Origin of the sequence: Kosakonia oryziphila, from assembly GCF_900094795.1 — a bacterium.
GTDB lineage: Bacteria > Pseudomonadota > Gammaproteobacteria > Enterobacterales > Enterobacteriaceae > Kosakonia > Kosakonia oryziphila.
Map to the genome: position 1 here is coordinate 35,939 of NZ_FMBC01000001.1, position 14,516 is coordinate 50,454.

The 14,516-nt window shown below is 51.3% G+C and carries 15 protein-coding genes; 5 read left to right on the plus strand and 10 right to left on the minus strand.

Translation table 11 applies throughout. From position 1 onward, the window contains the following. Positions 1–153 precede the first annotated feature (153 nt). The gene (gene tsr, locus GA0061070_RS00205; protein ID WP_090132622.1) at positions 154–1,827 is read left to right on the plus strand and encodes a methyl-accepting chemotaxis protein; all 1,674 of its coding nucleotides are present in this window, start codon (positions 154–156) and stop codon (positions 1,825–1,827) included. An 86-nt stretch (positions 1,828–1,913) separates the two neighbouring features. Further along, positions 1,914–2,726, plus strand: coding sequence for a GNAT family N-acetyltransferase (locus GA0061070_RS00210; RefSeq protein WP_090132625.1), 813 nt, complete (start codon positions 1,914–1,916; stop codon positions 2,724–2,726). Between the two features lie 17 nt (positions 2,727–2,743). Here the strand turns inward: GA0061070_RS00210 and opgB are convergent, their stop codons facing one another. The 8 genes from opgB to GA0061070_RS00250 all read right to left on the minus strand — a co-directional run bounded on the left by opgB (position 2,744) and on the right by GA0061070_RS00250 (position 9,579). Next, the gene (gene opgB / locus GA0061070_RS00215; RefSeq protein WP_090132628.1) at positions 2,744–5,035 is read right to left on the minus strand and encodes a phosphatidylglycerol--membrane-oligosaccharide glycerophosphotransferase; all 2,292 of its coding nucleotides are present in this window, start codon (positions 5,033–5,035) and stop codon (positions 2,744–2,746) included. A 238-nt stretch (positions 5,036–5,273) separates the two neighbouring features. Next, positions 5,274–5,774: a YjjA family protein gene (locus GA0061070_RS00220; RefSeq protein ID WP_090132974.1), complete on the minus strand. Its 501-nt coding sequence runs from the start codon at positions 5,772–5,774 to the stop codon at positions 5,274–5,276. Positions 5,775–5,848: 74 nt separating this feature from the next. After that, complete coding sequence (gene dnaC, locus GA0061070_RS00225; protein ID WP_090122381.1) at positions 5,849–6,586, minus strand: replicative helicase loader DnaC; 738 nt, start codon at positions 6,584–6,586, stop codon at positions 5,849–5,851. A gap of 2 nt (positions 6,587–6,588) precedes the next feature. Then, positions 6,589–7,128: a primosomal protein DnaT gene (dnaT, locus tag GA0061070_RS00230; protein ID WP_090132633.1), complete on the minus strand. Its 540-nt coding sequence runs from the start codon at positions 7,126–7,128 to the stop codon at positions 6,589–6,591. Positions 7,129–7,303: 175 nt separating this feature from the next. Further along, positions 7,304–7,732, minus strand: coding sequence for an organic hydroperoxide resistance protein (locus tag GA0061070_RS00235; RefSeq protein ID WP_074774761.1), 429 nt, complete (start codon positions 7,730–7,732; stop codon positions 7,304–7,306). A gap of 85 nt (positions 7,733–7,817) precedes the next feature. Further along, positions 7,818–8,267, minus strand: a complete 450-nt coding sequence (locus GA0061070_RS00240; RefSeq protein ID WP_090132976.1) for a MarR family winged helix-turn-helix transcriptional regulator — start codon at positions 8,265–8,267, stop codon at positions 7,818–7,820. Between the two features lie 71 nt (positions 8,268–8,338). Beyond that, a complete protein-coding gene (locus GA0061070_RS00245) occupies positions 8,339–8,812 on the minus strand; it encodes a threonine/serine exporter (RefSeq protein WP_090132636.1) in 474 nt (157 codons plus the stop codon). Further along, entirely contained in the window at positions 8,803–9,579 is a 777-nt protein-coding gene (locus GA0061070_RS00250; RefSeq protein ID WP_090132639.1) for a threonine/serine exporter family protein, read from the minus strand. The genes GA0061070_RS00245 and GA0061070_RS00250 overlap by 10 nt, the downstream gene beginning before the upstream one ends. 527 nt (positions 9,580–10,106) lie before the next feature. Here GA0061070_RS00250 and GA0061070_RS00255 point away from each other — a divergent pair. Both GA0061070_RS00255 and bglJ read left to right on the plus strand, forming a co-directional pair. After that, complete coding sequence (locus GA0061070_RS00255) at positions 10,107–10,775, plus strand: helix-turn-helix domain-containing protein (protein ID WP_090132642.1); 669 nt, start codon at positions 10,107–10,109, stop codon at positions 10,773–10,775. 65 nt (positions 10,776–10,840) lie between these two features. Next, positions 10,841–11,461, plus strand: coding sequence for a DNA-binding transcriptional activator BglJ (gene bglJ, locus GA0061070_RS00260; RefSeq protein WP_090132977.1), 621 nt, complete (start codon positions 10,841–10,843; stop codon positions 11,459–11,461). A gap of 55 nt (positions 11,462–11,516) precedes the next feature. On the opposite strand, the gene GA0061070_RS00265 is transcribed toward bglJ, so the two are convergent. Continuing rightward, on the minus strand, positions 11,517–11,975 hold the full coding sequence (locus GA0061070_RS00265) for a YbaK/EbsC family protein (RefSeq protein WP_090132645.1): 459 nt from the start codon (positions 11,973–11,975) through the stop codon (positions 11,517–11,519). Positions 11,976–12,311: 336 nt separating this feature from the next. Here GA0061070_RS00265 and GA0061070_RS00270 point away from each other — a divergent pair, with 336 nt between their 5' ends. Further along, positions 12,312–13,652: a PTS sugar transporter subunit IIC gene (locus tag GA0061070_RS00270; RefSeq protein ID WP_090132649.1), complete on the plus strand. Its 1,341-nt coding sequence runs from the start codon at positions 12,312–12,314 to the stop codon at positions 13,650–13,652. Between the two features lie 49 nt (positions 13,653–13,701). Here GA0061070_RS00270 and fhuF read toward each other — a convergent pair whose 3' ends face one another. Further along, a complete protein-coding gene (gene fhuF, locus GA0061070_RS00275; RefSeq protein WP_090132651.1) occupies positions 13,702–14,490 on the minus strand; it encodes a siderophore-iron reductase FhuF in 789 nt (262 codons plus the stop codon). Between the last annotated feature and the right edge of the window lie 26 nt (positions 14,491–14,516).

A 14,516-nucleotide genomic window follows, 5' to 3' on the forward strand; every position in this document is an offset into this window, starting at 1 on the left:
TAAGTGTCGGAAAATATGTGAGTTTGATCACGCAGGAAGAAAGGGAGGGTGTCTTTTATTCGGTAAAAAGCGAACGAAAATAGCACGATGCGCCATAAAGTTTTCCTTATGCAGGCCGAAAACCTAACGTCTATCCATAGGGAAAGAGAAAACATGTTAACTCGCATCAAACTTGTCACCAGTTTATTGCTGGTACTGGGATTATTTGGCCTTTTACAACTCACTTCCGGCGGCTTGTTCTTTAACGCGCTGAAACACGACAAAGAAAACTTCACCGTCCTGCAAACCATTCGCCAGCAACAATCCACGCTGAATGCTAGTTGGGTTGCGCTGCTGCAAACCCGTAATACCCTTAACCGCGCCGGGATCCGCTACATGATGGATCAGAACAATATTGGCAGCGGCGCGACGCTGTCCGACCTGATGCAGATTGCCAGCGCCTCGCTGAAACAGGCTGAAGCAGGCTGGAATGCTTACCAGGCACTGCCGCGCGATCCGCGCCAGAGCGGGGAGGCTGCGGCAGAGATTAAACGTAACTATGATATCTACCACAATGCGCTGGCGGATCTGATCCAGTTGCTGGGCGCAGGCAAAATTAACGCCTTCTTCGATCAACCGACTCAGAGCTATCAGGACGGTTTTGAGAAGCAGTACCTCAATTATTTGCAGCAGAACGATCATCTGTATGAAACGGCGGTCAGCGATAGCGAAAGCTCTTACGGCTCAGCCATTTGGATCATTATTACGGTGCTGATCGTGGTACTGCTGGTGATCATCGGCGTCTGGGCCGGGATCAAACAAGCGCTGATCGGGCCGTTAAACCACCTGATCGACAACATTCGTCATATTGCTGGCGGCGATCTGGTGCAGCGCATTGATGTCCACGGTTCCAATGAGATGGGGGTTCTGGCTGACAGCCTGCGTCATATGCAGAGTGAACTGGTGCGTACCGTCAGCGATGTGCGTAATGGCGCCAATGCGATTTATAGCGGAGCCAGTGAAATTTCGGCGGGGAATAACGACCTTTCCTCCCGTACCGAGCAGCAAGCCTCTTCGCTGGAAGAGACGGCAGCCAGCATGGAAGAGCTGACGGCAACGGTGAAACAGAACGCCGATAACGCCCGTCAGGCGAGCCACCTGGCGCTGAGCGCTTCCGAAACCGCGCAGAAAGGCGGCAAAGTGGTGGATAATGTTGTGCAGACGATGCGTGATATTGCCGCCAGTTCGCAGAAAATTGCTGACATCATTAGCGTAATCGACGGTATTGCCTTCCAGACTAATATCCTGGCGCTGAATGCCGCCGTCGAAGCCGCGCGCGCAGGTGAGCAGGGGCGTGGCTTTGCAGTGGTGGCGGGCGAAGTTCGCAACCTGGCGCAGCGCAGTGCCCAGGCCGCTCGTGAAATCAAAAGCCTGATTGAAGACTCCGTCGGTCGCGTTGAACTGGGTTCCACACTGGTGGAGAGCGCCGGGGAAACCATGGGTGAAATCGTGAATGCAGTGACCCGCGTGACCGACATTATGGGGGAAATCGCTTCTGCCTCTGATGAGCAAAGTCGCGGTATTGACCAGGTGGGGCTGGCGGTTTCCGAGATGGATCGGGTAACACAGCAGAACGCCTCGCTGGTGGAAGAATCCGCTGCTGCGGCGGCGGCGCTGGAAGAGCAGGCCAGCCATCTGACGCAGGCGGTTTCCGTATTTCGCATTAGCCAGCAGCAGCGCAAACTGAACAGCGCGACGCCAGCCAGTTTTACCAGGGCCGCTCCGGTAAGCACGCAACCGCGTAGCGCGGCGGCGACCGATGCCAGTGACAACTGGGAAACTTTCTGACGGTTATTTGCGCCCTGTCATGCAGGGCGCATTTTCCCTCCGCTTCCCCGTGCTATGCTCACTGCATCATTTTGTGGAGAAGCCTTATGAACTTCGTCGCTATCCCTGCCATTCACTACAGTTGCACGCAACTTGCCGCCCTGGTTGGGCAATGTTTTGAAGGTTACAGCATGCCGTTTTCGTTGCCGCCAGCGGTATTTGCTCAGCGTTTTATCGCCGAAGGGCTTAGCTTTGTGGACTCCTGTGTCTGGCTGGATGGCGAGGAGCCTGCGGCGGTGGCCCTGATCACCCGGCGCGGCGCATCGGCGAGGCTGGCAGCGTTCGCCATTCGCCCACAGTATCGAGCGCAGGGATTGGGTAAACGTCTTCTCCCTCCCTTAATAACGGCGTTGCGCGATAAAGGCGTGCGGTTACTGCGGCTGGAAGTCATTCAGGATAATCATCCGGCGGTTGCTCTGTATCACTCACTCGGTTTTACCACAGTCCAGCCACTTTATGGTTTTCAGGGCGCGAAGGAGGTGGACGGTGAAGATTGCGCGTTGCAGGAAATTGATCCGCTGATCGTGGTGCGCAAAGCGGTCTGCGAGAGTAATGCTACGCTCTCCTGGCTGACCGATCCGCTCTCCTTCGCATCATTACCGGCGCGGGCGTTTGAGTACCGTAATCATGCGCTGGCGGTGATTGCTACACACATGGAGATACCGCAGCTACGGTTTATTTATGTGGAGCCGGAGTACCGACACAGAGGATTTGCCGGTGAACTGCTGCGAGTGTTGAATCAGCATTTTCCCGCTTTGAGTACCTCGGTAGTGGTGCCTGGCGCGTTTGCGCCGTTGTTCGAACGTGCGGGTTACAGCAGGCTTACGCTCAGCCAGTATGAGATGAAGGCTGACCTGTAACGGCCAGCCTTCGATTTTTAACCGTTGTCACTCAGCACTTTAATTTCGGCCAGCCCTATTCCAAGCTGACGCGGCGAGTGGCCGAGGATATTTCCTTCGTTGGTGGGTTGCGGGTCCGGCGGGACAATCACCAGCGTGCTGCTGCGGGACGGATTATTGAAGTGCAATGTCGTGGTGCTGAGCGTGTTATCCAGCATCAGGGTTTGCTCTTCATCGCCGATACGCACTGGAATAGGGCGGTTGGCGTTTGGGCCATACGCTTTGGCGGTAATGACCAGTTCGAAATGTTCCGGCAGCGGCTGGTTGTATTCGATCGACACTTCTTTGCCCAATCGCGCGTTGGACCAGCGCCCCCAGCTCTCCGGGCGGGAAATGCCAGTAAAGGCTTTCACCTCTTCCGGCGCGCCGGGAACGTTAAAGACAAAGCTGTCGGCTTTGTAGCGAATGTTGTTATCAAGGATCTTCAGCATATCGACATTATTCTGGTAGCGATCAGCGCTGATCACGCTCTCTTTAAATGCGGTTTTGCCTTTCCATAATACTTTATCAATATGCTGAACCTGCTGTTCGCCACCGAGTTGCCCCTGCGAGACACACCAGTCGGTAGAGAGTGCGAGGTCTGGAGACCACAGGCGTGCCATTTTGTAGCACTGATCGATCCATACGAAGTTATCGCGCGGTGCAAAATCGGCAAGCTGGAAGCGCAGCGGCGCGGAGTATTCGCTTTCTGGCAGCGGTTCAACCCGATTATTGGAAACGCGCACCAGCAGCGGTAAACGGAACTGGCTACCGGAGAAGGCGACCATCTGTTTCTGGCTATCCACCGTGAACGCTTTCATCGTTTTCGGGAAGTTCCACAGGCGAATGACGTCCGGTTTCCACGCCAGCACTTTCTCTTTCATATTCAGGAATACCCCGGAGAGCGACTGGCCGGAAATACTGCTGCGCCCAAGGCCGAGAAAGTTGTCGCCGCCGAGGATATCAAGCACGGTTGCGCCGTTATCCAGCGTACTACGTTTGATCCCGGAAATATCCTCCTGGGGTTCATCGCCGCGTATCACAAAGAACAGATCGCTGCGATCTTCCTTGTTGAGGTATTTCCACGCCGTGTTGTTCATCGCCAGATGATCGGAGGAAACCACGATCACCGTGTCTTTAAACCATGGCGACGCTTTGATCTTATTGATCAACGCTGCGATATGCTGCTGGCTACAGGTGACGGCACTGAATGACTGGTTCGGCTTGCCATCATAGCTGTAACTTTTTCGTGCGCAGGTGCGCGAGATAAAACCATCCGGATGGTGCGTATCGACGGTCAGCGCAAACAGTGAGAAGCGTTTGCCAGCGCGCGATAACTCTTCGTAGCGTTTCCAGACAGCATCCAGCACCGTATCGTCGTAGAAGCCCCAGTCATTACGATAGTGGGGATCGGCTACCTGGCTTTTAAGCTCTTCCGCGCCAACGAGATAATCAAAACCGTGCGATTTAAGGAACACATCTTTTCCGGCAAAGCGCAGGTTTGCTCCCTGGATAAAATGGTTCTCATAGCCGGAATTTTTCAGAATGTCGCCGAGGCAAAGATTCTGCGGGAAGAAACTGGACACTGAAGCGGAAGCGTTGCCTTCAAAAGGCGCGAACAGTGGAATACCGCACTGCGAGGCGACCATGCCAGCGATGGTGTAATCCGTACCGGGGAGTTGCTCCGTATGGCTAAAATCGAGGCTTTGCGCCTTCAGCGCGCCCAGTTCCGGCGTCAGCCCAGGAAATGCCTCTTCATTGAAGTAGGTGCGCTCCAGACTTTCGCCGTAGATGTAGACCAGATTGAGTTTCGGTTCCGGGATTTTCTTCGCCGGGACTTTATAAAAGGTGGAGAAGTCGGGATCGCCCTCACGCGTCTGGGATTTCACCAGTTCGGTGATTTGGCGGAATGCCGGGCTGGCATCGACCGAACCCAGCGCCAGCGCCAGTGCCAGCAGGCTATAGCCAAAATGATGAGGCAGATGGCGACGGCGGCGCAGTACCCAACCCAGCGCGCAGAACAAAGCCACCAGCGCAAGAACCAGACCCGCCCCGGGTAACATGTATTTGCTGATGCCCGCACCGGTCAGACTGTTGGTGAGGGTGTATAACACTGCGTCGTTAATGCCGTCGCCGGTAAAGTAATGACTGGCGTACAGCGTGATATTCAAAACAATAAACAGGCCCAATACCAACAACGTTGCAGTAAACCACCAGCTATTTCGCCCCGCTTTACAGGTGTAAATCATGATCGAGGCGAGAAACAGAGCAATAGAGAGCAACCCGGACAACCGTCATTCCTTATCAAGACCAGACATATTGCTGATTAATAATTTTGTAACAGGAAAGCTAATTTAATGGTGATGTCATACTTCTGCAATTATAACGTCACGTTATTCTGAAAATTAAGAAATGGTTTAGAAAAAGACAATCTCGTTGTTGATCATGTCTGTTAACGGGCGGGACGACAGAGAAATAGAGGGGGAAATGCCGCGCTCAGGCCGAAAAAGCGCTCAACGCGGCGGAAGATCAAGAGAGGAAGTTGACGCCCTGTTTCAGAACGATATCGCAGGCTTTTGATTTCACTTTTTCTGCCAGCGGCGTGCTGCCGATATTGCTCAGGTTCAACTGTTCGCCGTTTTTGGTGTTCAGCATACCCTGAAGACCATCCAGATAGTTGGTATCCTGCTTCTGCTGGCTGGCGCCGAGCCCCAGTTTATCCAGCACCTGGTTTTTCACATTCTCGGTATTGGTGAGCGAAGAGAGTTTGTTTTTGGCGCACCAGGTCATTACGCCTGCCGCATTGTTCATGGTATTTGAACTGAGCGCCTGATTACCGCCGTTAAGCAGGCCGGTCAGGGAGGAGAGAGATAACCCACCTTGTTGCGAGGCGGTGCTGCTCTGGTTGTGCTGGCTGAGCTGGTTGGCGGCGCTGGAGAGCGTATCCTGCCAGGAAGCGGCGTTGGCAAAGCTGGTTAGCAGAGCGCTGCTGATGGCAGCAGTGCAGAGCAGGCGTTTGGTGAATTTCATATCGTGCATATCCCGATGTTTCATTAAAGCGCTGATTATACTCCTGAGCCGATCCGCCACAGAGGTGAAAACTCTCAATATTCTTTACCGGTGACGCGGCTACGGTAGCTCTCCCAGTTGAAGATCACCCACAGACTGTTACCGAGGCGCATCCTGTCCATTACGCGCTCGCCCAGCAGCTTATTCATCTCTTCCAGATTGCTGTTAGTGAGCATGCCGGTCGGGCGTTTAGACGAAGAACGTCTGTCGACTATCTGATTGATAATGACTTTTTCGTAGCGAGATTCTGTTTGCATGCCGATTTCGTCAATCACCAGTAGATCGACGCTGCTTAAATCGTTCAGCAACTGTTCTTCACTGCTTTCGCGGTTGCCGAACGTCTCCTTCATTGCAGACATAATGTCAGCAACGGTAATGATTAGCACCGATTTCCCGCGAAGCAACAGTTCATTGCAAATGGCAGCAGCGAGATGATTCTTGCCAGTGCCAGGTTTGCCGGAAAAGATAAAACTGGCGATATTGCCCTCAAACTCTTCGACATATTGACGTGCCTGGCTGAGGGCGCGCATTTGCCCCTCCGTTTCGACCCGGTAATTTTCAAAAGAGCAGTTCTGGTGCAGCGGACGAATGCCGGAGCGATTAAACGTGCGCTGCATTTTCATTGCGCGGTTTTCTCGCTCCAGCGCCGCCGAACGGATTGCGCCCTGTTCTTTCTGCCAGGCCATTAGCTCCTCGCCCGTTTTAAAGGCGGGCTCGGTGTTGGCGGGCATCATCTTTTGCAGTCGCTTCATCAATTCGCCGACGTTTTTCATCGTTATCCTCTAAAGCCTGGTGGGATTTGATTGTCCGGTTCTGACAGTACATTGATATCGCGTTTCGCCGTGCCATTCTGGCTGGCACGACCGATTTGTACACTACGCGCTAGCTTTTGTTGCCATTGCACATGGTGGAATACTTTGCCTTCGGCCTGCCAGTAGGCAACAAACGAGGCCAGCTCTTCCGGCGTGACGGGCTGCGTTAACGCAATACCCCACAACGCAGCCAGACGCTGGATGTCTGCATCCGGCTGCCAACCGGCATACATGGCGAATTTGCCCATCGGCACATTCACCGGCGCAGCAGCAGGTTCTTCATAAAATTGCGCATCGAGGGCAATGTCGCTGGCTGGCCGCGCAAGGCGGGCTTCAAGCGCCAGTAATTGCTCAAGGCGCTGCTGCGTGATGGCATAAAACACGGGGCTGTTATTGGCAAAAACAGCGACAGCACCGCCTTCTGTGTGGGCCAGAACGCTGGCGTGATCGCGCACAAACTCATCAATGCCGATGACATTCGATGTCAGGATTCTGGAAGACATAACGCGTTCTCAAACAGGGTTACTACGGATAAGGCGCTCTGTGTTTTTTTCGCACAGGCATAATGACACATAGTAACACAGTGAGCAGAAAGGGCAGTACAGCATGAAAAAAGCCGGGTTCTGGACTGACCCTATTTCCCCGGCTGTTGATTTTCCTGAAGTGTCCGCCTGTGCGTCAGGCAATAATGTTCAGCGTAACGTCGATGTTGCCACGGGTGGCATTGGAGTAAGGGCAAACGATATGTGCGGCATCGACCAGTTTTTTCGCTTCGGCTGCGTCCATACCTGGCAGATGAATGTTCAGTTTCGCTTCGATACCGAAACCGGTAGGCAGCGGACCAATGCCGACTTCACCTTCGATAAACGCCTCTTTCGGTATGGCTATTTTGTCGCGACCAGCAACGAACTTCATGGCGCCCAGGAAGCAGGCGGAGTAGCCCGCAGCGAATAGTTGTTCCGGGTTGGTCACTTCACCGCCTGCGCCGCCCATCTCTTTGGGCACGCCCAGTTTTACATCCAGGACGCCGTCTGAAGAGGTTGCGCGGCCGTCACGGCCTCCGGTTGCTTTAGCTTTAGCGGTGTAAACGACTTTTTCTAATGACATGGCAGGTTCCTTAATTATCTTGAGTGTTTGCTATATAATAGTGTACTATTTATTTACTGGAAATAAACTCCCTGCAAAAGGGAGTTCATGCCCGGTGAAAGTTCTGGCGAAGCTGCTCCAGTTGCTGCTTGATATCATGCAGCGTCGCGTTATCGCAGGCCATAGCACAGCCTATTGCTTGCGGAATAGACATTGCTTGCTGCTGCAACGCGCGCCCGCTTTCGCTTAACGTAATCACCACTTGCCGCTCATCCTGGCGTGAACGCTGACGGTGGATCAGCCCTGCGCTTTCCAGCCGTTTAAGCAGCGGTGTCAGCGTTGCTGAATCCAGAAACAGGCGCTCACCAACCTCTGACACGGTGATATCATCCTGTTCCCACAGTACCAACATGACCAGATACTGTGGATAGGTAAGATTCAGCGGAGCCAGAAGCTGCCGGTAGAGCTTATGCAGCGCCAGGTTTGTTGAGTAGAGCGCAAAACAAAACTGGTTATCTAAGGCGAGCTGTGCATTTTTGGTTGGTGTCGTTTTCATGTTTTTTAATATAAATAGTGCGCGATTTAATTGCAAGGCATTTTTTTGCTGGCCTCGCCAGAAAACAAATCTCAAACGCGCGGGCGTTTGCGGTATATCCACAGCCCGGGAATCGACAGGCCAATAGAAAGCGCGCCAACGATCGATGAGGCTTTCAGGAAATTTGTGAGTAACAGGATCATTAACTCTTCGCTGTAGCCAAAGTGGCCAATTTTCACAGCGGAAACCATCGCGGTGTAGGCCGAGATGCCTGGAAACATTGGAATTACTGCTGCCACAGTAAACACTTTAGGATGCGCCAGATACCATCGCGACCAGCGAATGCCTATTGATCCCACCAGCATGGCGGCGACAAAAGTTGACCATTCGATATTAAAACCCCAGTACATCAGCGCAAAGCGGGAGCCGTGGCCGAGTGCGCCAAGAAGCGCACACCAGGGCAGGGCGCGATGCGGAACGTTGAACACCATAGCAAACCCGATGGCGGGGATTGCGGCCAGCAACATATCTTGTAAAAGTGCCAGAATAAAGGTGATCACATCCATCCGCGCAGCCCCCACAGTGTCATTGCCATCACCACGCCGATACAGGTGGCGAGTGTTAATAAGCTGGCGATGGCCCAGCGCGCAAGACCGGTGTTGATGTGGCCTTTGAACATATCGGCAACCGCGTTTATCAGCGGAAAACCGGGTACCAGTAACAGCACGCTGGCGGCCATGGCGACGGTTGATGAATGAATAAAGGCAGGAAGTGTCAGCATCAAGCCAGAAACGGTCGTTGCCACAAAGGCGGTAATGCAGAAATTAATCTGTGGATGCATATGGCGATTCGCCAGTAGCAACCGAACGTACATCGCTACACTGCTGGCACAAAACGTAATGAATGCGCCATCCCAGCCGCCTTTATTGAGTTTGCAGAAACAGGCGCAGGAGAGTCCAACCATAAGCGTGACCAGCCAGCGTGGGTAGCGTAGCGGTTTAACCTGGGCAAACCGCTTTTCAACGTCCCTGGCATCCAGCAGCTTATGTTCGGTCATGATCACGATATGCTGTATTTCCGTTACCACGTGCATATTGATTCCGCGATCGTTGTTTTTACGCGTTGAAGTCAGGCACTGCCCGTCTTTGATGGTTGTCAGAACAATGGCGTTAGAGGAGATGAGACTTTCAACGCTATCCATACCCAGCGCGATGCCCAGGCGTGTTGATAGCTCTTCCACCAATGCGCTCTCTGCACCATGCTGCAATAAAAAAAGGCCACACTGAATACACAACCGCGTAATAGCGCGCTGTGATGACTGGTCTGTTTGCATGATTACCCTGGTATCTGTTAACACAACGCTCGCGAAGGATGGAGCATAAAAGATAGTTTTAACACAAGTGATAGGCAGAATAGCGCCCAGGTAGATCAAGATTTGTGCAGTAAGTCACGCTGAAGTGTGTTCTGAGGTCTTCTTAATTATCCGGTTAAGCGTTCATTTAAAATTTTTTATAAAAATTATATGAAAAGAAAAAAGGAATTGTTATTTTCGGATAATAGCCTGATTTATGTGGTGTATTTCTTAATAATTTGTTGGGTTGTTATTGTTATCTTAATTATTTTGCTAATTATTAATTAAAATTTATTTTTAATAATGTGCGAGATAATCTACCTGATGATATGTTATATCGATGTATAAATTGGTACTACTATAATTCTGGCTGTTTATGTTTGACCTCAACTCATAAATCTCGTAAGTTGTTTTAGCGGCATTTACGCGGGTAATTCCATTATCTGTGGTTACTATTGGAAAAGTCATTATGCGGATTGATAGAACTCGCAAATGGATATGGAGATTTTATGTTATCAACAGACAATACTCATGGGATTATTATTAGCCAGACTCCGGTTCTTATGGCCGGGATTGGTAGTATACTTAAACATCATTTTCCTGAATATATCCTCAATTATTATTCTTGTGTAGAAGAGATAGATCTCCTGCAATTAAAGCGCGCTCGCCTGGTTATTGTTGACATCGCTGACGAGATTTTCTACGCGAGAAGGCGCTGTCAGAATTATTATTCTCTTTTTTCTCAAAGCGATAGCTCTCGCTGGATCTTTTTTACGCCACATACGGTGCTGCCTGTGGCAATGGAGTTTTTATTACGCCCGCGTATCACGTTACTTTCCAGCCAGGAACCCGTTGAAGGGGTGATTAATGCTATTCGCCACGGATATGGGAGTGAGGGAGAAATTAGCCGGACACTTATGTTTGAGGGAATGAGCAGGAGTATTACTGATGCTCCTCAAAGTAAAATACTGACTCTATCTGAACGTAAAGTGTTACGTCTTCTTGGCGAAGGTTGGGGCGTAAAACAAGCAGCAATGTTGCTCAAAAAAAGTAATAAAACGGTGAGTGCGCAGAAAAACAGTGCAATGAGGCGATTATCATTAAAGAGTGACGCAGATTTATATATATGGATTAATAGCAACCAGGGAATGGCAGAACTGAATTCAGGCGCGATATAGGGAGACCGAAATGAATGGGAAATAGCCACAAAAAGGGAAACGTCGCCATTATTGAAAAGTGCGCAATGAGTCGGGAGGGATTACGACATTTATTTAGTGAATCGTCTATTAATCAGTATTCGTTTCATTTTTTTAACGAACAGTCAGTGTTTCATCAGGCATTGAAGCACACGTCCTTTTTTTCCGTTATCTATTCACTTTTGGGACACAGGAAAGAGCGGAGGGAGTGTCTGGTGTGTTTACACTGGCTTTCGCTTTCTTGCCCCGATGTTCAGCATATTGTTCTGGCGGGAGACGATCGAGAAGCCCAGTTGGTTGGGCATCTCTCTCCCTTGAGATTGCATGGTATTTTGAGCAAATCGTCTCCGCTGCCTGTGTTACAGGAGCAACTGGGGATGCTACTGGGTGAAACACAGCGTATTAATGAAAACATGATCAATAATTGGTACGTGAGCCAGTGCCGGATGCTCAGCCCTACAGAATGGGAGCTTCTGAATTATCTGAGGCGCGGTTTTTCGCTGGTCGAGATCGCCTCGTTGTTGGATCGGAATGTGAAAACTATTCGCGCGCATAAATTCAACGCGATGACGAAGCTGGGCGTTACGTCTGACATCGGGTTATTGGATGCCGCAGACATTTTGACCTGGAGTCCACCAGCGCCTTGTTCAACGTCGGAGTTGATGTAGTTCAGAGATGTTTAAGCGCCAGGCGTACTGTATTGCTGTGCCTGGCGCTGCGACGTTACAGGCAAACGTCAATCCATTTTGCGCGGGTAAGTTCAACCATTCGCTCAGGGGAAATACGGACTGCGCTGTGGGTGGCTCCTGCAGCGGGCAGGACTTCCGGATACTGTTTTAATGAGATATCACAGTAGATTGCCAACGGGTTTTCTAAGCCAAACGGACAGACACCGCCCACCGGATGCCCGGTAACCACAACGACCTCATCGCTGCTCAGCATGCGTGCTTTCGCGCCAAAGGTGTTTTTCAGTTTTTTGTTATCCAGGCGCGCGTCGCCTTTAGCAACGACGAGGATAACTTCGTTTTTCACTTTTAATGACAGCGTCTTGGCGATTTGTCCTGGTTCAACATGGTGCGCGGCAGCGGCCAGTGCAACGGTCGCGGTACTTTGGTTCAGCTCAATAATATCGATATCGGGGGCGTTGTCGGCAAAGAATTGCCGCACGGACTGCAAACTCATGATGTTCTCCTGACTGGGATCGCTATTAATCTGTCATAAGCCTGTTAGCCATGTAAATATCCCGATGTAACAAAGCGCTCTACAAAGTTTCTCGATCACCTTCACAATCGAGGAAACCGGTTACAGTAACCGGTTGCAGTGTCCACATCGCGGGTTAATACTCATTTTGTCCTTCCTTCTGTACATAAAATTAAAAAAGAGCCGTCTATGAAACCTACACTGCTTTGTCGTAATGCTGGTTTAAAAAACCGCATGGTTTCAAACCTAAAAATGGATCGCTGCACGGCAAAACATTCGCTAGTGCGCTTATTTTTATAGTCTGACAGGAGAGCTGATATGTCTGCTAACCATGCTGCGTTTAACCTGATTTTCCGGTTTATAGAAAACTATGTCAGCCCGATCGCCGGGCGGATCTCTTCTCAACGTCATGTTATGGCCATCCGTGACGGCTTTATTTCTGCGATGCCGTTTATGATTGTTGGCTCATTCTTATTGGTCTTTGCCTATCCGCCTTTTTCACCGGATACCACCTGGGGCTTTGCGCGCGCCTGGCTGGATCTGGCGAAACAGTATGAAGGGCGGATCCTTTCGCCTTTCGATATGACGATGGGCATTATGTCTATTTATATCTGTGCGGCGATTGCTTATAACCTTGGTAAGCATTACGTGAAGTCGCATCAGCTCGATCCTTTCATGTGCGCAATGCTGTCGCTGATGGCGTTTTTACTGGTTGCGGCCCCAAAAACTAACGGTACGCTTCCGGTAGACAGCCTGGGCGGAACCGGTATTTTCACCGCGATACTAGTGGCGATTTACTGTGTCGAAATGATGCGTTTCCTGAAGGCACACAATATTGGTATCCGTCTGCCGGACCAGGTGCCGCCGATGATCAAAAACTCGTTTGATCTGCTAATCCCGGTGCTTGTCGTTGTACTGACTCTCTACCCGTTAAGCCTGCTGATCCAGTCGCAGTTCACTATGCTCATCCCACAGGCGATTATGGCACTGTTCAAACCACTGGTAGCGGCAGCGGATTCTCTGCCGGCGATCCTGCTGGCGGTGATTATTGCTCATCTGTTGTGGTTTGCCGGTATTCACGGCGCGGCGATTGTTTCGGGCATGTTGCAAATGTTCTGGTTAACCAATCTGGGGATCAACCAGAGCGCGCTGGCGCAGGGCGCGCCGTTGCCGCACATCTTTATGGAAGCGTTCTGGACTTTCTTTATCGTAATAGGCGGTTCCGGCGCGACAATGGGGCTGGTGTTCTGCTATTTACGCAGCCGCTCGGTTCATTTGCGCTCGATTGGTCGGTTGAGCGTAGTACCCAGTATCTTCAATATCAATGAACCAGTGATTTTCGGCACTCCGATTGTCATGAATCCGGTGTTCTTTATTCCTTTCCTGTTGGCGCCAACGGTGAACGCCATTGTTGCGTGGGCAGCCATGAAGCTGGATCTGATCGGCAGAGTGATTTCTGTTGTGCCGTGGACTGCGCCTGCGCCGATTGGCGGAGCGTGGGCGCTCGGCTGGGATTTCCGTGCCGCGATTCTTGTCATACTGCTCGCCTGTATTTCTGCTGTTATCTATTTCCCCTTCTTTAAAGTGTATGAGAAACAGCTCCTGGAACAGGAGGCGGAAGAAGCACAGCGTACAGAGGATGAAAAACAGATCGCTTAAAACAGACGGAACCGGGAATATCATTAAGGGAGGCGTAACGCCTCCCGGATTATTTCAGTGTACAGTCGCCGCACTGTTGCACATCCGGCAACCGGTAACGCTGGCAGCAGGTACGACGTACCAGCGCACCCTCGCGCAGCACGACAGTGCGCCACAGCGGGTTGTCGCTGCCGTCGGAAAGCTGTTTTTCGAAGAAGCAGGTCTGGCGTAACGCCGTGACGCGTGCTTCACCCAGCCGCGGGATCATCTCTCCCAGACACCAGTTGATCAGATAGCCGATGTTGCTCCAGATAAGTTTGCCATTGATATCGCCCGTCGCTTCCAGTGCCTGAACTACCGGGAGTATTGCCTGCAAAGCCAGTGCGGTAATCCGCTGCGCATCATTTTGTGAGGTCAACTGATAGTCCTGCTGTACCTCAATCCAGAAACAGGCCGCGCGGCCTGTCTCATGAAATTCAACGTGAAAATGTTCAGGCGCGAGCCTAATCGCGCTTTTTTGCGTTAACAATGCCAGTAGCAAGGGTGGCACCATTAATCCCAGATACCACTGTGCCCATAGTGACAGCAGCGGTTTATTTTCGCGCGGCTGTGCCATTTGGTGACGGTAAATATGATCGGAATACGTCGCAATCAGCGATTGTAGCGCCGCTGGCCGTGACCATTCTGCCAGCGTCTGTGCTTGTCTGGGCACGGGTTCATTAAAGTGGATAAAATCGAGCAGATGGGCGCGCGTGCTGGCGATAGTTTCCCGCATGGCATTAGCCAGCGAATTGCGCTCATCAACGAGATGGTTTCGCCAGATAACATGTTCAGTGATCGATGCGGTACGGTAAGTCATGATGCTGGCTGGATTTGGAGTGTAAA

What these genes read in the sequence shown, in the direction of transcription:
- tsr (WP_090132622.1), top strand. Translation starts at nt 154, where the DNA reads ATGTTAACTCGCATCAAACTTGTCACCAGTTTATTGCTGGTACTGGGA.
- GA0061070_RS00210 (WP_090132625.1), top strand. Translation starts at nt 1,914, where the DNA reads ATGAACTTCGTCGCTATCCCTGCCATTCACTACAGTTGCACGCAACTT.
- GA0061070_RS00220 (WP_090132974.1), bottom strand. Translation starts at nt 5,774, where the DNA reads ATGAAATTCACCAAACGCCTGCTCTGCACTGCTGCCATCAGCAGCGCT.
- dnaC (WP_090122381.1), bottom strand. Translation starts at nt 6,586, where the DNA reads ATGAAAAACGTCGGCGAATTGATGAAGCGACTGCAAAAGATGATGCCC.
- dnaT (WP_090132633.1), bottom strand. Translation starts at nt 7,128, where the DNA reads ATGTCTTCCAGAATCCTGACATCGAATGTCATCGGCATTGATGAGTTT.
- GA0061070_RS00235 (WP_074774761.1), bottom strand. Translation starts at nt 7,732, where the DNA reads ATGTCATTAGAAAAAGTCGTTTACACCGCTAAAGCTAAAGCAACCGGA.
- GA0061070_RS00240 (WP_090132976.1), bottom strand. Translation starts at nt 8,267, where the DNA reads ATGAAAACGACACCAACCAAAAATGCACAGCTCGCCTTAGATAACCAG.
- GA0061070_RS00245 (WP_090132636.1), bottom strand. Translation starts at nt 8,812, where the DNA reads ATGGATGTGATCACCTTTATTCTGGCACTTTTACAAGATATGTTGCTG.
- GA0061070_RS00250 (WP_090132639.1), bottom strand. Translation starts at nt 9,579, where the DNA reads ATGCAAACAGACCAGTCATCACAGCGCGCTATTACGCGGTTGTGTATT.
- GA0061070_RS00255 (WP_090132642.1), top strand. Translation starts at nt 10,107, where the DNA reads ATGTTATCAACAGACAATACTCATGGGATTATTATTAGCCAGACTCCG.
- bglJ (WP_090132977.1), top strand. Translation starts at nt 10,841, where the DNA reads ATGAGTCGGGAGGGATTACGACATTTATTTAGTGAATCGTCTATTAAT.
- GA0061070_RS00265 (WP_090132645.1), bottom strand. Translation starts at nt 11,975, where the DNA reads ATGAGTTTGCAGTCCGTGCGGCAATTCTTTGCCGACAACGCCCCCGAT.
- GA0061070_RS00270 (WP_090132649.1), top strand. Translation starts at nt 12,312, where the DNA reads ATGTCTGCTAACCATGCTGCGTTTAACCTGATTTTCCGGTTTATAGAA.
- fhuF (WP_090132651.1), bottom strand. Translation starts at nt 14,490, where the DNA reads ATGACTTACCGTACCGCATCGATCACTGAACATGTTATCTGGCGAAAC.